At 44.6% G+C, this 23,462-nt stretch carries 13 protein-coding genes; 12 read left to right on the forward strand and 1 reads right to left on the reverse strand.

The features are described from left to right. Positions 1 to 329: 329 nt before the first annotated feature. The 5 genes from CLOSA_RS08985 (at position 330) to CLOSA_RS09005 (ending at position 11,425) form a co-directional block, all read left to right on the forward strand. Positions 330 to 6,449, forward strand: a complete 6,120-nt coding sequence (locus tag CLOSA_RS08985) for a glucoamylase family protein (RefSeq protein WP_166431300.1) — start codon at positions 330 to 332, stop codon at positions 6,447 to 6,449. Positions 6,450 to 6,469: 20 nt separating this feature from the next. Continuing rightward, positions 6,470 to 8,902, forward strand: coding sequence for a GH36-type glycosyl hydrolase domain-containing protein (locus CLOSA_RS08990; RefSeq protein ID WP_049791651.1), 2,433 nt, complete (start codon positions 6,470 to 6,472; stop codon positions 8,900 to 8,902). A gap of 122 nt (positions 8,903 to 9,024) precedes the next feature. After that, positions 9,025 to 9,960 (forward strand): metallophosphoesterase, encoded by a 936-nt coding sequence (locus CLOSA_RS08995; protein ID WP_013272451.1) that lies wholly within the window; start codon positions 9,025 to 9,027, stop codon positions 9,958 to 9,960. Positions 9,961 to 10,521: 561 nt separating this feature from the next. Then, positions 10,522 to 10,827 carry a CD3324 family protein gene (locus CLOSA_RS09000; RefSeq protein WP_330362218.1) on the forward strand — a complete coding sequence of 102 codons (306 nt, stop codon included), beginning with the start codon at positions 10,522 to 10,524 and terminating at the stop codon, positions 10,825 to 10,827. 193 nt (positions 10,828 to 11,020) lie between these two features. After that, positions 11,021 to 11,425: an RNHCP domain-containing protein gene (locus CLOSA_RS09005; protein WP_334290392.1), complete on the forward strand. Its 405-nt coding sequence runs from the start codon at positions 11,021 to 11,023 to the stop codon at positions 11,423 to 11,425. A gap of 240 nt (positions 11,426 to 11,665) precedes the next feature. Here CLOSA_RS09005 and CLOSA_RS09010 read toward each other — a convergent pair whose 3' ends face one another. Continuing rightward, the gene (locus tag CLOSA_RS09010) at positions 11,666 to 12,856 is read right to left on the reverse strand and encodes a coenzyme F420-0:L-glutamate ligase (RefSeq protein ID WP_013272454.1); all 1,191 of its coding nucleotides are present in this window, start codon (positions 12,854 to 12,856) and stop codon (positions 11,666 to 11,668) included. Between the two features lie 382 nt (positions 12,857 to 13,238). On the opposite strand from CLOSA_RS09010, the gene CLOSA_RS09015 reads away from it, so the two are divergent. From CLOSA_RS09015 to CLOSA_RS09045, 7 genes are all read left to right on the forward strand, one after another. After that, a complete protein-coding gene (locus CLOSA_RS09015) occupies positions 13,239 to 15,062 on the forward strand; it encodes a cache domain-containing sensor histidine kinase (RefSeq protein ID WP_013272455.1) in 1,824 nt (607 codons plus the stop codon). Continuing rightward, positions 15,037 to 16,674: a response regulator transcription factor gene (locus CLOSA_RS09020; RefSeq protein WP_013272456.1), complete on the forward strand. Its 1,638-nt coding sequence runs from the start codon at positions 15,037 to 15,039 to the stop codon at positions 16,672 to 16,674. Before CLOSA_RS09015 ends, CLOSA_RS09020 begins: the two co-directional genes overlap by 26 nt. Before the next feature lie 254 nt (positions 16,675 to 16,928). Next, complete coding sequence (locus CLOSA_RS09025; protein WP_013272457.1) at positions 16,929 to 18,326, forward strand: ABC transporter substrate-binding protein; 1,398 nt, start codon at positions 16,929 to 16,931, stop codon at positions 18,324 to 18,326. 130 nt (positions 18,327 to 18,456) lie between these two features. Beyond that, positions 18,457 to 19,353 carry a carbohydrate ABC transporter permease gene (locus tag CLOSA_RS09030; RefSeq protein WP_013272458.1) on the forward strand — a complete coding sequence of 299 codons (897 nt, stop codon included), beginning with the start codon at positions 18,457 to 18,459 and terminating at the stop codon, positions 19,351 to 19,353. Positions 19,354 to 19,527: 174 nt separating this feature from the next. Continuing rightward, complete coding sequence (locus CLOSA_RS09035) at positions 19,528 to 20,379, forward strand: carbohydrate ABC transporter permease (protein WP_013272459.1); 852 nt, start codon at positions 19,528 to 19,530, stop codon at positions 20,377 to 20,379. Between the two features lie 10 nt (positions 20,380 to 20,389). Continuing rightward, positions 20,390 to 21,673, forward strand: coding sequence for an FAD-dependent oxidoreductase (locus CLOSA_RS09040; RefSeq protein ID WP_013272460.1), 1,284 nt, complete (start codon positions 20,390 to 20,392; stop codon positions 21,671 to 21,673). After that, on the forward strand, positions 21,670 to 23,421 hold the full coding sequence (locus CLOSA_RS09045) for an FAD-dependent oxidoreductase (protein ID WP_013272461.1): 1,752 nt from the start codon (positions 21,670 to 21,672) through the stop codon (positions 23,419 to 23,421). The genes CLOSA_RS09040 and CLOSA_RS09045 overlap by 4 nt, the downstream gene beginning before the upstream one ends. Positions 23,422 to 23,462: the final 41 nt, after the last annotated feature.

Here is a 23,462-nt window from a genome sequence, read left to right on the forward strand (position 1 = left end):
TTGGGTTCTCCAACTCCTATCCGTTTCACTGAGGCAATTATAACTCATCATTGCCAGGAAGAAAATACCAACTTTTTTTGGGGAATCCGTCATTTAATACTTCTCATTGAGAGGCCGGTTAAAACCAGGTCTTTCAAAGCCAGGTAACTATCAGATCGCCCGCAGCATAAAAGTTGGTGTAAATTTTATAATTCTCTTAAGAAATTAATAAAAAACATAAAAAATGCTACAATATAATATTGTGCTGATTTTTACATTAAAACAGACAAACTATCTGTAAAAGGATGCCGTCATGTTGGATGGATTTCTTAAATAAGGAGGAGCTTCCATTGCTGAGCTTGTTGGAAAAAATTGATTTTTATATAAATTCCCCGTTTTTATTGTATCTTTTATTGATCCTGGCTGTTTCTATCTGTGTCGTGCTATTTATTCTGTATTATCGTCATTATCATTTTAATAAGGATGTACACTTCCCGTCCTGCTTTTTGGAAGAAGGAGATAAACCGGGCCCCTGTGAATGGGAGAAGCAGATGGTTAATCTGGCAGAAGCGCATGGTAACGTCAGGCTGGATGGGCATAGTTTTGTTCTTAATGATTATAATCAGGCTGCCTATAAAAAACTGAATCGAATCAGAAACCGCATCTCATCGGTATCCACCGATATCATTTCTCTGATTCCGGCAGCACGCTGGCTCTTTGACAATTTTCAGATGCTGTACCGGGAAATTAAACGAGTTCGCACTTCCGGAACCAGCTATGCTGTTTTGCCGGTCCTTACAGGAAAGGAATACCGCAACTTTCCCCGTATTTATGTTGTGGCAAAAAAGATGGTGGCTCTTACCGGCGGACATTTAAGCGAGGAAAACATTGATCTGATGCTGAAGGCTTATCAGCAGAAGGTTTCCCTCACGGATAAGGAAATCTGGGTTTTGCCGGAAGTGCTGGGCTTTTGCCTTCTAGAAGAAATCATAATAATTGCGGAAGAAATCCTTCGAATGATTGATGTGAAATCAAAGGCAGAAAGCTTTGTCAGGGACCGGCTGGCAGAAAAGCAGGGACCGGCTGATATCTCGGCTCTGCTTTGTAAAACGGAGGATAACTTAAGGCTCAACTATTCCTTTCATGCTCATGTCATATATCTGCTGAAAAGTATGTCTTTTGATGAGGCCTTTATTCAAAGCTACCTGGAATATCATTTTTCCTCCATGGAAAGACAGGTGAGGGCCTCCGGCATATTTCTGGAGGAAGGAAATATTGAATCATATCTTGAAACAAATATCCGGACCTTGATTGTCAGCCTGAGGGATATTAATGAAGTGGATGAGGAAAAATTCTTTGAGGAATATTCTTGTCTGGAGCAGATTTTATCACAGGATCCGGATGGCGTATATACAAAGATGGATTTGGAGTCCAGGGGTATGTACCGGGGAGTTATTGTTAAATTATCCCTCCGTTACCGGCTGACGGAGGAAAAGATAGCAAAGGACTGCCTGGAACTGGCGGTTCAGGGAAGAGAGGACCTGCTTTGCTCCCACCATGTAGGATCCTATTTATTGGGAAAGGGTTATCCGGTTCTGAAAGCTAAGGCATTAGGAAAACCGGTCCCCCAAAGCATTAAGAAAAGGCGGAACGTATGCGGCATCCTTTATTTCCTTATTCTGTGCCTGATCACTTTGGGGTTAAGCGCCTGCTTTCTCAATCGTTCCCGAATTCTTGGAGGACTGGAGAGGACTGGAAGGTATATCATTTTTCTTCTGGCAGCAATGCCGTTATTAATGGGCATTTCCATAGAGATCACGAATTTCATATTTACCAGAAGAATCAAAGTCCGGAAGATTCCATCCTTGAATTATCTGAAGGAAATACCAGAAGAGGCAAGAACCTTTGTAGTTATGCCGGTAATTGTCTCATCCAAGGAGCAGGGACTGGGGTATATGGACCGCCTTCATAAGCATTACCTGGCAAACCGGCAGGAGAACCTTTATTTTGCTTTACTGCTTGATTTTGAGGATTCCCAGAACCAATGCATGACAAAGGACCAGGAGATTGAAAGCGCCCTATTTGAACGTATGAAAGAATTCAATGCGCTCTATCCGGCGGTGCCCCAGCGCTTTTCCCTGTTTTTCCGCTGCCGGAAATGGAATGAGGCAGAGAACTGCTATATGGGCTGGGAGCGTAAGAGAGGAAAGCTGGAAGAGTTTAATAACCTTTTAAAAGGAGCAGGAAAAGAGAATACCACATTTTCCTCCGTATATTGCGATGAGAATCTTCTTACCACCTTCCGTTATGTGATTACACTGGATGCAGATACCAATCTCCTTCGTGACAATGCTGCAAAACTGGTGGGACTGATTGATCATCCTTTAAATCGGCCGGTTCTGGATCCTGCAGGACAAATGGTGAAAGAGGGCTATGTCATCATTCAGCCCTCGGTCAGAAACCATATCGTTGATAAAAACGGCAGCAGGTTTACGAAGATATTCGGGGGGGAATCGGGCCTTGCCCATTATGGAACGGTTATATCAGATATTTACCAGGATATTTTCAACAAGGGAATCTATACCGGGAAAGGCATCTATGACATAGAGGCCTTTCGTAAGGTGCTTCAGAATAAGGTACCGGAAAACAGGATTCTCAGCCATGACCTTTTTGAGAGCTGCTATGCACGTACTGCCTTCTCCAGCACAGTAAAGATCATGGACAACTTTCCCAACAGTGTTTTATCCTTTACCAAAAGGGAGCACCGGTGGCTTCGCGGAGACTGGCAGCTGGTGCCCTGGTTGTTTATGAAGAAGAACCAGGAAGGAGATAGCTTATGTGCATTGTCACGGTGGAAAATCTTTGACAACTTAAGAAGAAGCCTGGTTCCTCTGAGTAAAACTCTAGTTGTACTGCTGAATCTGGCATGGATACCAAAAGCATTTTATCTCTGGCTTCCCCTTGTTTTCTTTCAAGACATGTTTTCTCTGGTGATTCTTCTGCTTGCAGTTATCATCCAGAAATTGATCAGACCAAAACTTGCTCTTGTTTATAAAGGCTTTACTAAGGAGCTTGCTGCCATGCTTTACCGGGCATTCCTGGAGTTTACCATTACTCCTTACCGTGGCTATGTGGCATCAGACGCAATCATCAGAACTCTGTACCGGATTTTTATCAGCAAAAAAAATCTGCTTCGGTGGAATACGGCAGAAGCAGTGGACGCCTCCATTGTCAATACAAGAAGAGGATATTTTCTTACCATGTGGAGTTCACTTCTACCGGCGTTTGTGCTTGTGGTAATTTTATTTACAGGGTATTTCAGCCCGGCTGGAATGTTTTTGACAGCAATGGTCATTGCAGTCTGGAGCTTTGCCTTTGAAATAGCATACCGGATCAGCCAGCCGGATGAGAAGCATCATCGGAAGAATAAGGCGCTGGACCGTGAACTGCTTCTGGACACTGCGAGAAGAACCTGGCAGTTTTTTAAGGAGCTTTCCACAAAAGAAAATAACTGGCTCTGTCCGGATAATTACCAGATTTCAATGGTGGAAAAGGTCAGCGATAAAACATCACCGACCAATATCGGGCTTCAGTTTCTGGCAATTTTATCAGCCAGGGATTTTGGGTTTGAAACCCTCAGTTCCACATTGGAAGCTGTGGAAAATCTGATGGAAACGGTGCAGAAATTGCCCAAATGGGAGGGACAACTCTATAACTGGTATCATACGGGAACTTTGGAGGTACTTCACCCGGCCTATATATCCACCGTAGACAGCGGTAATTTCCTGGGACATCTGGTTGCCTTAAAAAACGGTCTCTTAGAGCAGATCAATCAGCCGGTCTATCCGGATAATTTTCTGTCAGAACTTAGAATTGCGGTTAAGAACAGCAAGGAAGAAATTAAACTCAGAACTGGTAACCCTGCAGGAAACGGGCTAAGAAACGGATATCTAAGAATAGGGGAAATGATAGAAGACCTTGCGGATATCTGGGAAGACTTAATAGGAAGAAATACCTGGCCGCCGGCGGATTACCTGTGGACCAGGCATTTGAAGAACCTTATAGACAGCACTGCAAACGAAGCTGCGGCCTTAAAACTGAAGGAAGAGAGTTTTTCATCCTATCCTTCTCTTGGCCGTTTGGCTGCGGAAGGCAATCAGTATGCGGACAGCATGATAGAACGGATCAAAGCGCTGAGCAATAAAATAGACTGTATTTTAGCAAATGCGGATTTCCGATTTTTATTTAATGAAAAAAGGATGCTGTTTCATATTGGTTATCATGTATCCTCCCGCATGCTGGATGACGGATGTTACGACCTCATGGCATCGGAATCGGCTCTTACCAGTCTTCTTGCCATAGCCATGGGAGAAGTGCCGTTAAAGCACTGGTATAAGCTGGGACGGCCTTTGACCGTTGTTCAGGGTATTCCATGCTTCGTATCCTGGAGCGGAACCATGTTTGAATATCTGATGCCCAATCTGGTATTTAAAGAATATGAAGGCTCGGTCTACGCCCAGACCTCCAGGGCAGCGGTGCTCCAGCATATGAAGTATGCAAAAGAGGCAGAGATACCCTGGGGAATATCGGAATCCCAGTATTACCGTTTTGATTTACATGCAAATTACCAGTACAAGGCTTTCGGAGTACCGAAGATAAGACTTCAGCCGGTCCGGAAAAATTCCATGGTGGTTGCTCCTTATGCTACGATGCTGGCGCTTGATATTGCAGAAGAAGAATGCATGAAAAATTTGAGGAGGCTGAAGGAATTAGGTGCTTTCGGCACTTATGGCTTTTATGAGTCTGTTGATTTTAACGTTCCCAACTCTGTGGATCTGACGCCATACTGCATTGTCAAATCCTATATGGCCCATCATCAGGGGATGAATCTGGCAGCGATTAATAACTATTTGAATGATGGCATTCTTCGGGAGAGGTTTCACGGGGAAATGATGATAAAGGCTGCAGAGGTCCTGCTGGAAGAAAAACGCCAGTCCTATTTGATCTCCATTGCAAAGCAGGGATATACCATAAAAATCGGAAAGCCTTTATTTAAAGAAGACGTTTACAGTAACCGTTATGTAAACAGGAGAGGAATAAACCCTCCGGTTGTGAATTATCTGTCAAATGGCAGGTATTCCCTGATGATAACCTCCGACGGAGACGGCTTCAGCAAATATGAGGACCGGATGCTTTACCGATGGCGTTCGGATATTTATGCAAATACAGGTAATTATATCTATATTAAGGAAATGAAACAAGGGAAAATCTGGAGTGCTGCCTATCATCCGACGAAAACAGAGCCGGAGGATTATCAGGTGATTTTCTGCCCCCACCAGGCGGAATTTAAACGAAGGGATGGAGACATCTCGTCACACATGATTGTCAGCCCTGATGCGGACCATAACCTAGAAATAAGAAAGATCACATTTACCAATCACGGGAATGAGGAAAAGCAGCTGGAAGTGACCAGTTATCTGGAAGTGGTGGATGATACCCATCTGGCAGAAATAAGCCATCCTGCGTTTAACAAGCTGTTTCTGGAAAGTGAGTATCTGGAAGAGCATGAAATCTTTCTTGCAAAAAGGCGAAGAAGGAAGGAGGGGGAGAATCCTTATGTGATGCATATGGCAAGAACGGGAGCGAAGCTGTGCAAAAAAATAGAATATGAAAATGACAGGAAACGGTTTATCGGGAGAAATAATACGCTGGAGAACCCGGATGCCGTGGTCAACAGCATTGCTTTTTTCAACCAATCCGGCTTTTGCAATGATCCCATTATGAGCCTGCGGGTACAATTTTTTATAGGGGCCGGTGAAAGCATCTGCGTTTCATTCATTACCGGAGTGTGCGGCAGCAAGGAGGAAGCTATAAAAATTGCAGGGGAATTGAATGTAGGTTACCGGATTGATGATATTCTGGAAAAATTCAGGCTTCAGACGAACCTGGAGTTAAAATATCTGGAGATCAACAGAGCCCAGCTAAATGCTTTTCAGGATCTGATCAGCCCCATCTTCTATCCTGCCGGTATTTACCGGGGGCCGGCTGAAAATATAAGACGCAACTTTATGAATCAGAGCTTCTTATGGAAATTCGGTGTATCCGGCGATAATCCCATTCTGCTTTTAATGGTACGGTCCATGGAAGAGGAACGAATCGTAAAAGATGTATTGAAGGCTTACGAATATATGAGAATTAACCGTGTTATGGTTGATCTGATCATACTGATTGATTCTAAACATGGATATCATCAGGAGGTGGATGAATTAATCAACGATATGACAAGCTCTCTGCGGATCTATGATTCCAGAAGCCAGAAGCCAAGCTTTTTTAAACTGCACACCTATGAGTTGAAACCGGCGGAGATTGATTTGCTTTATACGGTATCCAGGGTCGTATTTTCAGAGAGTAAGGGTATTTATTTTGCCAATGGAAAAGAAAACTTATATGAATTACTTGAGGAATATTAGGCTTTAAGGAGGAAGTGGCATTGGACACAGCGCATGCACCAACTACACAGGAAAAAGAAACAGAAGATTATGAATTTTTTAACGGCTTCGGGGCATTTGCCTGTGAGGGCAGAGAATATGAAATTCTGTTGGAGGGCAATAACCGGCCGCCGGCACCCTGGATTAATGTTATCTCAAACAAGAGCTTTGGATTTCTGATATCGGAGTCAGGCGGCGGCTTTACCTGGAGCATCAACAGCAGGGAAAATAAGCTTACACCCTGGTCCAATGACCCCGTAAGTGACAAAGCTTCTGAGGCGGTTTATATTCTGGATGAAATAACCGGCGAGGTAATGACTCCCATGTCTCTTGGAAGGTCTGACCGGGGGATTTACCGGGTAAGGCATGGCTTTGGTTACAGCAGGTTCCTTCATGAGGAAGGGATGATAAATCAGGAGCTGACTGTCTTTACTCCTTTGGATGAGCCGGTGAAGCTATGGAGCCTTACGCTGACCAACTGTTCGGATAAAGTGAAATATTTAAGCCTGACCTATTATGTGGAATGGGTGCTGGGCACCCAGGGGGAGCAAACCAGCCCTTATATCCTGACGTCTTATGACAATGAACACGAAAGCTTCTATGCTAGGAACATCTACACCATGAATTTTCAAAACACTTATTCCTACCTGTTTTCCAGTGAAGCCATCACCGGATATACCGGTGACAGACAGGAGTTTCTGGGGCAGAAGGGCAGCATCCGGGAGCCGCGGGGAGCAGAGGTCAAGCTTTCCTGCAATACAGGGGTATGCTATGATCCCTGCGGGGCAATCCAGGTTTCAATAGAAATTCAGCCTCAGGAAAGTAAAACGGTGCTGTTTGGGCTGGGGCAGGGCAGCAGTCTTGACGAAATACATCGAATCAGGCATAAGTATAGAGAAGTGGTGGCTGCAGAAACAGAGTTTAACAGGGTAAAAGCTTATTGGGACGGATTATTAGGGACGGTTCAGGTAAAGACCAAGGACAGGGCGTTGGATATCCTGGTAAACGGCTGGCTGCTTTATCAGACGGTGGCCTGCCGCATTCAGGCAAGGGCAGGCTTTTATCAGTGCGGAGGTGCTTATGGATACCGGGACCAGCTTCAGGATACTCTTTCCCTTCTTTTTGCTGATCCTGGCATTCTGCGCAGTCAGATATTCATTGCCTGCAGCAGGCAGTTTGAAGAAGGGGATGTCCAGCACTGGTGGCATCCTCCTATGGGGATCGGGGTTAGAACGAGAATAACCGATGATTTGCTTTGGCTGCCTTATTGCACCGCTGCCTATGTCCGAAGCACGGGAGATGCCGCAATTTTAAAGGAGCAGGTGCCTTACATCAAGGGACCGCTGCTTGAAGAGGATCAGCATGATGTGATGTTTACTCCGGAAATTTCTCAGCTTTCCGAAAGTGTTTATGAACATTGTAAAAAGACCATTGACCGGACCTGCTTCGGAGAACATGGACTTCCTCTCATGGGAGGAGGGGACTGGAATGACGGCATGAATGAGGTAGGTATTATGGGGAAGGGGGAGAGTGTCTGGCTGGCATGGTTTTTGTATACCGTATTAGGTGATTTTATTCCTTTGTGCTTACAGCAGGAGGACGGGACCTATAGCCGGGAATTGGAGCACAAACGGGAAAAACTGCTACAGAGCATTGAAGAAAATGCCTGGGATGGGGAGTGGTATCTGCGGGCCTTTTACGATGACGGTACAAAGCTGGGATCCAAGGAAAATGATGAGTGCAGAATCGATTCCATCAGCCAGTCCTGGAGCGTAATTTCAAAGGGGGCAAAGGAAGAACGTGCGAAAACAGCAATGCAGTCCGCATGGCATTACCTGGTAAGAGAGGAAGATGCCATTTCCCTGCTTTTGATGCCGCCTTTTAATAAGACAAGCAAAAATCCTGGTTATATAAAGAATTATATCCCCGGTATGCGGGAAAACGGAGGCCAGTATACCCATGCGGCAGTTTGGCTGGCCATCGCCACATCCATGCTTCGTGAATATCCCATGGCCCAGACCTTATTCACCCTGCTTAATCCCATTCACGTGACGCAAAACAGGAAAGATGTGCTTAAGTACGAGAAAGAACCCTATGTAATGACTGCGGATATATCCCTTTGTCCGCCATATACCGGCAGAGGCGGCTGGAGCTGGTATACTGGTTCCGCAGGCTGGATGTATCAGGGGCTGTTAAGCTGGTTTCTGGGCTTCCGGAAAGAAGGGAATGAACTGGTCATTGATCCTGGCACACCGGCAGGTTTCGGAGATTTTACCATTGAATATAAATATGGGAAGTCCCTATATGAGATCCGGGTAGAGAGCAGAAGCAAAGGCGTGCTGACGACGGAATCAATCCTTATTGATGGTAAGCCTGTTGATGGAAACAGAGTCCCGTTGGTGGATGATGGAGAAAAGCATCGGATCATAGTTTAGTATCTTGTATTGCTGATCATGGAAAACCAAGTCCTGTTCAGCAGGAATGGGGAAATCGGACAGCAGTTATCGGTAAAATTTCCAATAATAGATTCTATGAATTTGATAGTAATGGAGGCAATATGAAGACTGACAGACGATTGACAAATGCTTTTAAACATGCTGATACGGTATATTTTGATGATGATTCAAAATATATATTTTTTAGTGATATCCATAGGGGGGATGACAGCATCTCAGATGAATTCACAAGAAATCAGAATGTTTTTTTGCATGCATTAAACTATTACTATAAAGAAGGCTATGAATATATTGAGGTTGGTGATGGAGATGAGCTTTGGGAATACAAGAATTTTAGTGTAATTCGTTTGGCTCACAGCGATGTTTTTACTGTAATAAAAAAATTTTATGATGCAGGCCGGTTTATCATGTTATATGGGAATCATAATATTTTTTTAAAATCAAAGCGCTTTATAAAAGAAAATTATTTTCAATATTATGATGAGTATAATCAAATAAGAGTGGATTTATTTAGAGGGTTAAAGCCGAAGGAGGCTATCATTCTAAAACATAAGAAAACAAAGCAGACGATTTTCGTGCTGCATGGTCATCAGGGGGATATTATGAATGACCAGTTATGGGTTTTTTCCATGTTGCTGCTTCGATATCTGTGGAGGTATTTGCATATTGTGGGATTCGGCAATCCAACCAGTCCGGCCCGTAATTTGTATAAAAGACATAAGGTAGAGAAGGTTTATAGCAGATGGATAGAAAAACATAAAATGATGCTTATCTGTGGACACACTCACAGACCTAAATTTCCGAAGCTTGATGAACTCCCATATTTTAATACCGGCTGTTGTATACGTACTCGCGGTATTAACGGGATAGAAATTGTCAATGGTAAAATTCAAATGGTTGACTGGAGAATTGCTGCCGGTGAAAATGGAGATTTGCGTATACACAGAACCGTAGTCAGGGGACCGGTACCAATTGAGTATTACGAGTATAAAAACAATCCATATACGGCTCATTGCAAAAGCTATGATGAGGATTAAGAAATTTCCCCAGTTAAGTGCATTCAGTTTGCTGGAACAAACACCAAATAAAAAAAGTATCTTGCAAAGGAATAAAAAGTTTGTTATAGTTAACTAAATGTACAAAGGGAGGTGGCTTGATGTCGTCTATTCGGTAAGATCATGAACAATAAAAATTTGTCTCATACTACATGGGGTTTTTTGTTGTGCTTATTTTGCGGATAGATAAATTCAGCCAGCCTGTAATGAAATGAAAAATTTATAGGTTTTATTTTCGCAGTCAATGAGTCAGGTAACCATGGATTTTTGTTACCTGGTGAATGTCGCAATCACGTGAGAAACTTGCAAAGTGAGTTTCTTCATATGATTGCGTTATAAGTAAGCAGATAACTCTGTGTGATGGAGTTGTCTGTTTTTTTGTTGTTCAAAATATTAATATTTGAAATAATCATTAGTACCATTGACCAATAACCTTTTGAGAGGAGGAAGCATTTTATGAAGTTTAGCCCGGTTCGTTATGCTTAGCAAAGGCTATTGCATAGCATCTGAAAATTGATCCTGTAAAATAGCCTTTGCTCATTCCTGAAAACACAGATTAGGAGGAGCATAATGAGCTATATCAAGGCGGCCGATGTGCTGCCCAAAGAAATAATTGACTTAATTCAAAATTATATTGACGGTGAATATATTTACATACCAAGAAAAGAATGCAATCGAAAGGCATGGGGAGAAAATACCAGAAGCAAGGAGATGGTTTTTTTCAGAAACAAGGAGATTTACGAAAAATATACAGAAGGAATGACCATTGACCATCTTTCAGAGGCTTATTGTTTATCTCCGAAAAGCATACAAAAAATTATTGCAAAAATTAAATTGAAGAATCAGTAAACAAAGAAGCACCATGAAACTGCATGGTGCTTCTTTGTTTCATAAATGTTAATTCGGTTGCTGTCCAGAACAAAAAGAAATTATAATAACTATGAAAAGAGCAGGTGTATTCCCAATGCGTATCCCTTATCAGGAGGAATTTAAGATGAAGAAGAAAGTAACTAAAATAGAACGATATGATGCCTATCAGAGCATGATTGATGCCAAAGTCCTTTCACAGACTGAACCTAAAATTGATTACCGGCAATCCGCCTGCGCTGAGAGCTTCCAATGCAAAGTATGCGGGACGATTGTAATGCCGGATGGGGCAGGAAGCCGGCATCGCAACCATTGTCCCAAGTGTTTATCCAGCGTTCATGAAGACAATGATCCGGGGGACCGGGCTTCCCTGTGCAAAGGAATTATGGAGCCGGTCAGTGTCTGGGTGCGCAAGGGAGGTGAATGGGCAATTATTCACAGATGCCGGACGTGCGGAACCTTGAGTTCAAACCGGATAGCAGCAGATGATAATCCGGCCCTGCTTATGTCCATTGCTGTTAAGCCATTGGCAATGACCCCATTTCCACTTAATAAATTGGATGAATTATTTGGACAATAATATTTTAAACCATACCAAACCATACCAAACCAAACCATGCCAAATGAAATCGTGTTAGGGTCAAGATTAAATCCCCCCTAACATTATTTTTTATTTAGGCAGGGGGTAAGGAAAGGGAAAAGCCGTAAGACGATAAAATCCTACGGCAATTCACAAAATAGAAGGACTGGGTTTCAGCCGTCTCGGTTATAACTCCAAAGTAAAATTGAAAAATACAATAGCCGTACCGTACAGATGTATTTATTTGGTGTAATTATCAAAGTAACCTTGTACCAATACGATGGGAGTTCCTTTATCACCGCTGCCTGAAGTAAGATCACACAGTGAGCCGATCAAGTCCGTTAACCGGCGGGGGGTGGTTCCCTGAGATACCATACTGCCGACTAAATTACTCTCTTTGCTTTGAATATAATTGGAAATGGCAGCCTTTAGTTCTGCTCCGCTTAAATCAGCAAAATCATTATCAGCAAGATATTTTAATTTGACTTCGTTGGGCTGGCCTTCCAGACCTTCTGTATAAGCCGGGGAAACTACCGGATCTGCCAATTCCCAAATTTTACCCATGGGATCCTTGAAAGCGCCGTCACCGTAAACCATAACTTCAACATGTTTTCCGGTTCTTTCAAGGATTCCATCCTGTATCTTTTTGACGATAGGCTCACAGTTACGGGGAAACAGCTTAACGGTGTCTTCCGTAGCTTTATTGCTGCCAAGCAAGCCATAGTTTTCGTTATATCCGCTTCCATTAACCGGAGCGCTTAAAATGTCATCAAGACCATACACAGACTCTGCACCGGCAGCCTTTAACAAACGTTTTGTTCTGAAACGGGAATGAATATCGCAGCAAAGAACATGCTTCGTATAATTTAAAATGGTACGGCAGTCATTGGCAAGAATAACTTCCACTTCGCAGTCTTCTTTTTGAATCAGCTCCTTGTAGTACTCAATGTAATCAACTCCCGTAAAGGTATGCTTACGGTAACCAAAAAGCTCACGGTATTTTGCTTCTGTCAAAATATCGGTCCATGGGTTAATGCCTTTCTCATCCAAAGCGTCAAGATCGATCAGGTGATTGCCTACTTCATCCGAAGGATAGCTTACCATTAAAGTGATTTTTTTGGCACCTCTTGCAATGCCCTTTAGACAAATGGAAAAACGGTTACGGCTTAATATTGGAAATACAATGCCAATGGTTTCATGACCGAATTTATTATTGATATCAGCGGCGATTTGGTCAACAGTAGCATAATTTCCCTGAGCACGGGCCACAATGGCTTCAGTTGCGGCAATAACATCCCGGTCACGTAATTCAAAATTTTCACATTTTGCTGCATCAAGTACACTTGAAATAACTATTTCTGCAATGTCGTCTCCCTGCCGGATAATTGGAGCGCGTACACCTCTTGAAACAGTACCTATGAGTCTTTCCATATGCTTGATTCTCCTTTAAACCCATGACGAATATTGATGGGTTATTTTTTATTACACTTTATTATATCATGATCATTGGTATTGGTAAACTTAATGCTTTTTATATATGATATAAGTTTTGCTTATATCAATTTTTCTGGTTACCGGAATATCAGCGGGATGCCTGTAAAATTTCAGCATCATAGTGATAAAATCAACGGGAAAATATTGGTTTTGGGGCAAAAATGCCATTGAAAAATTGAGAAGAGTTTTGCATATTAAAAAAATGCCTATCTTTGCAGGATATCAAATATTTGTTATAATTAAAATTGCCGTGTTTCAAAAACATGGGTGCAGGATATTGAAAGCTGCTTATCATTTAAAACCAGAAAGAGGAAAAGGGATGAAAAAGCCTTCTAAATTATCGGTCCGGATGTTCCTGCTGCTCCTGCTGTGTGTGGTCATGCCCCTTGCCGGAGTCTGTATTTATGTACGAGTCAGTATGGAGCATTTTATCCAGGAAAAGCTCAGTGAAAAAGTCATTCAGAATATTTCAAGGGGAGAACGGAATATCTGCGATAATTTGCAGAATATCGCCGCCTTGACCAATGTCTTTGTATATGATGAGGAGCTGCAAAAGCGCATAGCAGATCCGGACACCTCCCAATATGAGAATACGAAGTACTTTGACCAGATGATCCATAAGCTCAGCATTGCCAGCGGGTTCGATTTTGTTCAGGACATGAAGATCCTTCTGTTTGACGGCTGCGGCAGGATTTATTCCAACTGGAGTATGAATTACCAGGATTACCAGTTTCTGCTGGATCAGGATTGGGTGAAGAAGAGCAGGGATAACAATGGGCATATTGTGTGGGCCATGTTTAATCCTGCCTATATCATTGGAGAGAAGAAGGATCAGACCTATATTTCCCTGGCAAAATCCCTTCTCAAGGATTATACCACGGGAAACGTAATAGGAACTCTTATCATCAGCATAGATCAGAAAAAATTCAGTGATCTGTTAATGGAATACGCATATGACGGTGACATGGCTTACATCTGTGTGGGAGAAGGAACCGTGCTTTTGCAAAATGATACCCAGGGGCTTGTTCATGAGGAGGATTTAAAGCACTTATACCGGGAAACAAAAGAGAAAAAAAGCGGGAGCCTGCGGTATCAGACAGGGGGAGGGAATTTTCTCATAAGCTATTACACCATACCAAAACCATGGGTGTTTAATGATCAGCAAATGAAAGTTTTCCATTTTACCAATTATCAGGAAGTGACCAATCAGATGGAAATGATCGGCCGCAGGATGAATCTGGTCCTTCTGATCGTCATATGTGCACTGGTCCTGATTCTGTACATTTCCATCAGGATGCTGGTAAAGCCTATTGTCAAGCTCAGCGGCCAGATGGAAAATTATACCTTGGACATGGATATAAAAGATATAGATATGGAACGGTCTGATGAAATCGGCCAGTTAAACCGTTCCTTCCGTCAAATGTCTGTGAATATCCGGGGGTTGTTTGAACAGCTTAGAAACGAGCATGAGGTAAAGGAAAAATACCGGTATGAATCCCTGAGGGCACAGTTAAATCCGCATTTTCTCTTTAATACCCTGTCAACCATCCGTTGGATGGCGATCATAAGAGGTGCTGACAATATTGTAGACGGCATTGACGCTCTTGCCCACATATTAAAATACAGCATGAGCAGGGAAAACTGCCTGGTGACGGTGGCAGAAGAAGTGGAGAATATCAGGAACTATCTTTATATCCAGAATTGCCGCTATGGAAACCACTGCAGGCTGGAGATTGATCTTTCAGAATCTATCATGAACTTAAAAACAGCTAAATTCATCCTTCAGCCCATCGTGGAAAATGCCATTATCCATGGATATGACAAGGACAGAGAGGAGATTCTGATCCGGATTTACGGATTTGCGGAGGCTGGCAGCTTAAACATCTATGTGGAGGATGACGGTGTGGGCATTTCCCCCAATATGATCAGGCAGTTTGAGGCTTACCGAAAGGACCGGGTAAAAGAAAGCAAGCTGACAGGTATCGGGATCAAGAATGTGGATGAGTATATCCGGATTACCTTCGGCAATGAATATGGACTGACCATAGAAAGCCTTAAAACGAGGGGAACGGTGGTGCTATTTACGCTTCCGGTCATAAGAGAGGAGAAATCAGGGGATGAAAAAGGTAATGATTGTGGATGATGAGGTTTTGGTGCGTCTGGGAATCCAGTCATTGATCAAATGGGAAAACTATGGATACCGGATTGTCTGTGACGCATCGGATGGGGAAGAGGCGCTTCAAAAGATCAGGCAGTATCAGCCGGATATCGTTCTTACGGATTTAAAGATGAGTCCGGTGGATGGTTTTGAGCTGATCTCGGAGTGCAGGGAAAAATATCCTCACATTCAGTTCATTGTCTTAAGCAGCTATAATGATTTTGAAAACGTAAGAAGTGCCATGAAAATGGGGGCGTTTGATTATGTGTTTAAGTTGACGGTGAAGCCGGAGGAATTGCTGAAAATTATGGATGAGGCCACCTCCTCCGGTAAAGGGGCAGACACAGCCAAGGAAGCCAATGCACTGACAGAGCGGAATCTGGAAGTCATAAAAAGGGGGTTGTTTAAAAGAATCTTAAACTCAGAAACCTTTATGAAGAAATATCTGGAGGAGCTGACAAAGCTGCCCCTTGCCGTTAGCTTTGACAAGCCCTTTTTTATTCTTTCCATTACCATTGATGATTTTCAGGTGGTAAGAAAAAAAGGGGATTTTATGGATCTGGAGCTTCTCATATTTACCATGGAGAATATTCTTAGTGAGCTGTTTAACCGGCATCACCGGGCGGAGGTTTTCCAATATGGGGAATATGATTTTGCCGTGGCAGTAAATCAGGAGGAACATCAGGATAATAAGACTTTTTTTACGGCAATGGAAAGGGAGTTCGGAATTTTTGCCAGTTGTGCCAGGCAGTATTACGGCCTGGAGGTAAGCGGAGCACTGAGCAGGGAATGTGCTGGGATTCAGGGGATCAAGGAGGCCATTGCCCAGAACCGGGATACCCTGAAATTGCGTTTTTTTTCGGAACCCGGCAAGCTTCATCCATACGAGAGGGCCGTCAGGGAAAGGGCCTGTCTGCCGCCGGAATTTCACAGCTCAGTCTTAGAGCGCCTGGCAGCGGAATATGATTTTTTCGGAATCAGGAAGTTTCTCGAAGACTTTTTTGAATTTCTCAAAGATAAAAAACGTTGGGAGCCGGAGGAGATCCGGTATCTGCTGAGAAAGGCCTATGGGGCCATGGCAGCCTCTTTTGCCCGCAGCAGAGCTGATATTGATATGTTCCTGGATAAAAACGGGATGAACATGGAGGCCTCCATCAATGATTATACGTATCTGGAAATAATCAGACAATCAATATTGGAGCTGGTGGGACAGTATAAAAAGGAGTATGAATCAAACCGCGGCAGGATCTTAAGGAAAGAGGTTGCTGAAGCAAAGAGTTTTGTCCGAAGCCATATGAAGGAAGAACTTCAGGTTGCAGACATTGCAGCCATGGTGAACATGAGCGGCAGTTATTTTTCTCACGTATTTAAAAAAGAGGAAGGGATCAGCTTTGTGGAATATGTATACCGGGTGAGGATGGAGCATGCCAGATACTTACTGGAAAGCAGCGATTTAAAGGTAAATGAGATTGCTGATGAGGTTGGGATTATCAATCCCAATTATTTCAGTACTCAGTTTAAAAAGAGTGTGGGACAATCCCCATTGGAATACCGCCAGTCACGGTTAAAGAAAGTGGAGGAAAATAACAGGATGTGAAAGAAAACAAGCAGGATATGAAAGATTTGGAAAAAATAGAAGCCGGGAGAGGCAAAAATCGAAAAAATTGGAAGAAAGACAGCAGGCAGAAGGATATCTCTTGCCTGCTGTTTTTGCTATAGTATAGACAGTTGTTACCGTTCAGGCAAGTCATACATCATTTGGCAATTAGAACATAGATCTGAAAGCGCATATGGTATCGCCAAATATTTCTGCATGTCTGAACGAAATTATAATCATTGGAGGAAGGTATCATGAGAAATTGGAAAAAATTAGGGGCTCTTGCCATGGCATCTCTGATGGCAATGTCAGTGATGGCCGGCTGCCAGAGCGGCCGCAAGTCAGATCAGGCAACTACGCCGGCGGAAACAGCAAAAACAGAGGAGTCAAAGACAGAAACTCCAAAAACTGGAAGCGGAGAGCCTGTGGTTTTAAGAATGTGGGGCGGCGTTCCGGCGGAAGCAGGCCCTCAGGCAGTTTGTGACAATTTCAACCAGCTCTATAAGGATAAGGGGATACAGGTAGAGTACGAACGGTTTGTAAATGATGATACGGGAAATTTAAAGCTGGAAACGAATCTTCTTTCAGGAGATGGAGTGGATCTTTACATGACCTACAGCACCGATACCCTGACAAAGCGGGCGGAAGGAAACATGGCGCTGGATCTTTCTGAGCTGATTGCACGGGATGATTTTCAACTGACAAAATATTTCGGAACCCTTGCGGAGGCGTATTACATTAACGGAAACCCTTTTTCCATACCAACAAAACTGGATCAGTACGGAATCGTGTTAAATCAAGACATGTTTGAAGCGGCGGGTATTGAGATTCCCACGGAATGGACCTTTGAAGAATTCCGGGAAATTGCAAAAAAACTTACTCATGGAGAAGGTCAGGATAAGGTATATGGCATGTTCTGGAATTCCCAGCAGGACCTGACTTATCTCTTTACCTATCTGGCGGCCCAGACCAACGGCGGAGACCCGATGTATAAAAACGACAAGGAAACAAGCTTTGACGATCCTGTGGTATTAAAATCCGTTGAACTGATCAACAACATGATGAATGTGGATAAAACGTCCCCGACACATACAGATTCCGTGACCCAGAAACTCTCTCAGGAAAGCATGTTTCTGACCGGAAAGTCTGCCATGACGGTAGGCCCATGGATTGTAAGAAGCGTAAAGGACCAGGCCAGCTATCCTCATGATTTTAAAACAGCGTTTGCTCCTTACCCGGTGGTAGAAGAAGGACAGAGAAATTACACCCAGGGTGGCTATGGAGACCATCTTTGCATCAATCCAAAATCCCAGAATATTGATGCTGCATGGGAATTTGCAAAATGGTACGCTACCGAGGGAATGCTTCCTGTAGTGGAAGGAGGCCGTGTGCCGGCTTCCAATACCTATAATGCCCTGGAAGTAACGGAGGCGTTTGTTATGGGAGCCGAGGATTATCTGGATTCGGAAACCACCCAGAAGATACTGATTACACCTGCCGATAATTATGCAGTACCTTCCATTACCAACCATATAGCGGAAGTAAGGAAAATTGCGGTAGAAGAGCTGGAAGGAATCTTTATCGGAAAGCAGACCGTGGAGGAAGGCATGAAAAAGGCCAAAACCAGAGCTGATGCGCTGTTGCAAAAATAATCAGAGAAATTAATCCGGGGCTGCCCAAGAAAAACGGCAGCCCCGGAACATAAAATGTAACACCCTTTGGGTGTAACGGTATGCTCAAATTTTGCGAGGAAAAAAAGAAGAAAGGAGGGAACCGCTGAACATGAAAAAAATCAGGCTTAGCAGACAGTTTAAAACGGATTTGACAGGCTACGCTTTCATCCTGCCCAATATTATCGGTGTTTGCCTTTTTACCTTATTTCCCATGATTTTTTCCCTGATCATCAGCTTTACGGACTGGGACTATACCAAAGGGATCGGTAACTGGGATTTTATCGGCCTTAAAAATTTTACCGACATGTGGCAGGATGAATGGTTTACCAGTTCCCTGTTCAACACCATAATTTTTGCGGTGGGAGTGGTGCCGGTAACCGTGTTCCTGGCACTGGTGCTGGCGGTCATCATCGATAAATACTGTGTTGCCAGACTTCCCATGAGGCTGGCGCTTTTTATGCCCTACATATCCAATATCGTGGCGGTTGCCATTGTATGGGTAATGATGTATTCCCCCTGGGGACCATTCACCCAGATGGTAAAACTATTTGGAGTGGAGAATCCTCCCCAGTGGCTTGGAGATACAACATGGGCCCTGCCGGCCCTGATGCTCATGACCGTATGGTCGGGAGTGGGTTATGCCAATATGATCTATACGTCCGCACTCCAGGGGCTTCCCCAGGATGTTTATGAGGCCGCAGACATTGACGGAGCAGGCGAGATCCAGAAGTTTTTTAAGCTTACGGTCCCGTTTCTGTCTCCTACCACCTTTTTCCTGATCATTACTACGTTCATCACCTCCTTCCAGGTGTTTGCGCCCATACAGATCATGACCAGGGGGGGCCCCGGAACGTCTACCAATGTTCTGGTTTACTATATTTACACATCAGCCTTTACCTTCTATAAAATGGGATATGCCTCTGCCATGTCATGGATCTTGTTTTTGATTCTCTTTGGCATAACCATGTTCCAATGGGCGGGGCAGAAAAAATGGGTCAGCTATTAAGGAAACACCCTGCGGGTATACCTGTATGCCTAAGGGGCATGGGCAATTAAGAAGAAACACCCTGCGGGTATACCTGTATGCCCAAGGGGCATGGGCAATTAAGAAGAAACACCCTGCGGGTATACCTGTATGCCCAAGGGGCATGGGCAATTAAGAAGAAAGGAGGCGCCCGGAATGAAAAATTATCAACGGATTATCCTTAGGGTCCTGTTCACCGTAGTGATAGGGGCTCTGGCTGTCTCCATGGTCACCCCGTTTTTATGGATGATCTCGGCATCTATGAAACTTCCTCTGGATGTCATGAAGCTGCCGATTGAATGGATACCAAAATATTTTTATCCTGATAATTATAAAAAAGTGTGGAATGTGGGAGGCCTCGCAGCAAGAGATTACCATTTTGGCCTTGCATACTGGAATTCCATAAAAATCGCTGCCATTAATCTGACGGGATCGGTGCTTACCAGCACACTGGCGGGGTATGCCTTTGCAAAAATAAAATTCAGAGGCCGGAACATTCTGTTCCTGATCTATCTGGCCACCATGATGATTCCCAGTCAGGTGACGCTGATCCCGAAGTTTGTCATGTTCAATAAAATGGGACTGACCGGCACTCATCTGACTTTGATCCTGCCGGGGCTTATTACCATTACAGGTACATTTCTCATGCGTCAGTATTTTATGCAGATCCCTGATGAGCTAAGGGAATCAGCAAGGGTGGATGGTGCTCATGAGTTTCTTATATGGTTAAAAATCATGGTGCCGATTGCCAAGCCTAATATGGCATCTCTTGCAATGGTGGTGTTCCTCTGGAACTGGAACAGCTATCTGGAGCCACTGGTGTTTTTAAGCGATTGGAGATTGTATACCATTCCTATTGCCCTTACAAATTTTATAGAAGAAAGTGTGACGGAATACAATCTGGTCATGGCAGCAGCAGCCTCTGCCCTCGTTCCGGCGTTTCTTGTATTTTTGCTTGGGCAGAAGTTTCTTGTCAAGGGCCTGGTGGCCGGAGCGGTGAAAGGATAAGGTTGAGAATATGAAATATGTAACAGAAACTAAGAGAGAAATTCCGGTAATACGTGAAGTGGATGTTCTGGTGCTGGGGGCAGGACCTGCAGGAATCGGAGCGGCGGTTGGGGCTGCCAGAGAAGGCGCTGTGACCATGCTGGTGGAACAGACAGGAGATGTGGGAGGAATCGCTACGGTTGGTCTTATGAGCCACTGGACGGGAAAAACAGAAGGAGGATTCTACGAGGAAATCCTTAACCGATCGGCAGAGCTGACCGGGGAAGGGCGTCAGATCATCAATCCGGAGCGCTTAAAAACGGTTTTCCTACACATGCTTATGGAGGCAGGAGTCAGTCTCCGGTTATATACCTTTGCCAGCAACGTTATCATGGAAGAGAACGTGATCAAAGGAGTGATCCTGGAAAGCAAATCAGGCAGAGAGGCTGTACTTGCGAAGATCGTCGTTGATGCCACTGGAGACGGAGACATAGCGGCAAAGGCCGGAGCACCTTATTTTAAGGGCAGAGAAGGTGACGGGCTTATGCAGCCGGCTACGATTATGTTTAAGGTGGCAGGCGTGGATGAAGAGAAAGGTGTATTTCCCGGCGGTTTTGAAGAAAGCTTTGCCCTTCCTGACGGAGATTTGCAGGAGCTGGGGAAGAAGCATCTGCCGGGTCCTGCCGGGCATGTGCTCTTATATAAGACAACGCTGCCGGGCGTGGTTACCTGCAACATGACCAACTGCACCGGAGTGGACGGTACAAGTGCGGAGGATCTGACTAAGGCAACCCTGGTCTGCAGAGAACAGATGGATAAAATCATTGCTTTTCTTAAGAGGTTTATACCAGGCTTTGAAAACTGCTATATGATCAGCTCTGCTTCCCTGGTGGGAATCCGGGAAACCAGGCATTTTAAAGGAGAAGAGACCATAACAGAGCAGGATATTCTGGAGGCCAGGGTATTTGATCATTGGGTGGTGGCAAAGGCCAGCTTCAATTTTGACGTACACAACCTGACAGGCAATGGCCTTGATGAAACCGGCTGCCAAAAGCATTTCCCGCAGATAAAAGGGTATACCATCCCTTATGGTTGTTTTGTGCCTCTGGAAATTGATAATCTGTATCTGGCAGGAAGAAATATTTCAGGTACTCACATGGCCCATTCCAATTACCGCGTCATGCCCATCTGTGCCAATATGGGGCAGGCTGTTGGCATAGCGGCAGCCATGTGTGCCGCTTCCGGAGTGGTGCCCAGAGCCCTTGAAGTGAAAAAGGTTCAGAACCGTCTCATGGAATTGGGGGTGAATCCGTGAAGACATATCATTATGACTTTGTTGTAGTGGGCGGCGGCATGTCTGGTGTCTGCGCCGCCATTGCCGCCGCCAGACGAGGGACAAAAACGGCCCTGATCCATGACCGGCCGGTATTAGGCGGCAATGCCAGCTCCGAAATCCGGATGCACATTTGCGGGGCAGACCATCACATGTCGGTTCCCAACGCCCGGGAAACCGGAATTTTAGAAGAAATCCTTTTGGAAAACAAGCGGAGAAACCCGGAGATGGTGTATCCGATTTTTGATTCCGTTCTGTGGGAAAAGGTCCATTATCAGGAGAATTTAACCCTGTTTTTAAATACCCATATGACAGAGGTCTTATGCGATGGTGACAGGATTGAGGCAGTATGTGCCCTTCAAATGACAACGGAAAAAACCTTCTGCATTTTCGGCACCCTGTTTTTAGATGCCACAGGAGACGGCGTGCTGGGAGCTAAGGCGGGAGCGGAGTACCGGATCGGAAGAGAGAGCAGCTCCCGGTATGGAGAGTCTCTGGCGCCGGATATGGAAGATTCCTGCACCATGGGGAATTCCCTCATGTTCAAGGCCAGGGATATGGGGCATGAGGTGCCCTTTATCAAGCCGTTCTGGGCCAATACCTATACGGAGGAGCAGCTTAGGCTGCGGGATCACAGTGACATTACCTCGGGGTACTGGTGGATCGAACTGGGAGGCGGAGAGCGGGATGTGATTTCCCATGGAGAAGAGCTTCGGGATGAGCTGTTAAAGGCAGTATTTGGTGTATGGGATCATATTAAAAACGGCGGAGAACACGGTGCGGAGCGTATGGAACTGGAATGGGTAGGCTTTCTGCCTGGAAAAAGGGAAAGCCGACGGCTGATAGGCGATTATGTTCTGACGGAAAGGGATTGTCTGAAGAGTCCCCGGTTTGATGATGCCGTAGCCTATGGGGGCTGGCCCATGGATATCCATACGGTAGAAGGCTTTTTAAATGAGAGCGGTGCTCCTACGGTCTGGAATCAGGTAAACGGCATATACTCGATTCCTTACCGGTGTCTGTATTCAAAAAACATCCGGAATTTATTCTTGGGAGGCAGGGCCATCAGTTGTTCCCATGTGGCATTTTCTTCCACAAGGGTTATGGGAACCTGCGCAGTGGTGGGCCAGGCGGCAGGTACTGCCGCAGCCATGGCAGGGAAAAGGAATCTGGAGCCGAGAGAGCTTCTGGATTATGTGGGAGAGCTTCAGCAGGAGCTTTTAAAGGATGATTGCTATATCCCCTTTGTTGTTAACCAGGATCCGGCCGATTATGCCAGGCAGGCAGCGGTAACGGCCACCCACCATATCACAGGCTGGGAACCGGAAAAGGTGATAAATGGAGTGGCAAGAACGGTGGAGGGAGAATCAAACGGCTGGCGTGCCCCCATAGAGGGCGGTCCTTCTCTGGTCCTTACCTTACCGGAAAGGATACCGATCCGGGAAATACGCCTGATGCTGGACTCTAATTTAAGCAGGGAAATCACCCAATCCATCAACCAGGATGTGCTGTCCAGGCAAAAGTCCGGGCCGCCTTCGGAGCTGTTAAAGGAGTATGAAGTGGATATCCTCCTGGAAGGGAAGATCATAGAGCACATGGCAGTTCAGTCCCAGGGGCAGAGGCTTCAGCGGATTTTCCTTAACGGAAGGGAAGGCAATGCAGTCCGGATCAAAGCCATATCCACATACGGAAGCCGGGAAGCCGTGATTTTTGAAGTTAGGATTTATTAATGCAAAATAAGTATTTCAGCCTTCTTTAAGGAATCGTCTTC

Source organism: [Clostridium] saccharolyticum WM1 (assembly GCF_000144625.1).
Lineage (GTDB): Bacteria > Bacillota > Clostridia > Lachnospirales > Lachnospiraceae > Lacrimispora > Lacrimispora saccharolytica.

Excerpts from the sequence above, each read along its gene's own strand:
- CLOSA_RS09015 (WP_013272455.1), top strand. The coding sequence starts at position 13,239 with ATGAAAAAGCCTTCTAAATTATCGGTCCGGATGTTCCTGCTGCTCCTG.
- CLOSA_RS09010 (WP_013272454.1), bottom strand. The coding sequence starts at position 12,856 with ATGGAAAGACTCATAGGTACTGTTTCAAGAGGTGTACGCGCTCCAATT.
- CLOSA_RS09040 (WP_013272460.1), top strand. The coding sequence starts at position 20,390 with ATGAAATATGTAACAGAAACTAAGAGAGAAATTCCGGTAATACGTGAA.
- CLOSA_RS09020 (WP_013272456.1), top strand. The coding sequence starts at position 15,037 with ATGAAAAAGGTAATGATTGTGGATGATGAGGTTTTGGTGCGTCTGGGA.
- CLOSA_RS08995 (WP_013272451.1), top strand. The coding sequence starts at position 9,025 with ATGAAGACTGACAGACGATTGACAAATGCTTTTAAACATGCTGATACG.
- CLOSA_RS09025 (WP_013272457.1), top strand. The coding sequence starts at position 16,929 with ATGAGAAATTGGAAAAAATTAGGGGCTCTTGCCATGGCATCTCTGATG.
- CLOSA_RS09035 (WP_013272459.1), top strand. The coding sequence starts at position 19,528 with ATGAAAAATTATCAACGGATTATCCTTAGGGTCCTGTTCACCGTAGTG.
- CLOSA_RS09030 (WP_013272458.1), top strand. The coding sequence starts at position 18,457 with ATGAAAAAAATCAGGCTTAGCAGACAGTTTAAAACGGATTTGACAGGC.
- CLOSA_RS09005 (WP_334290392.1), top strand. The coding sequence starts at position 11,021 with ATGATTGATGCCAAAGTCCTTTCACAGACTGAACCTAAAATTGATTAC.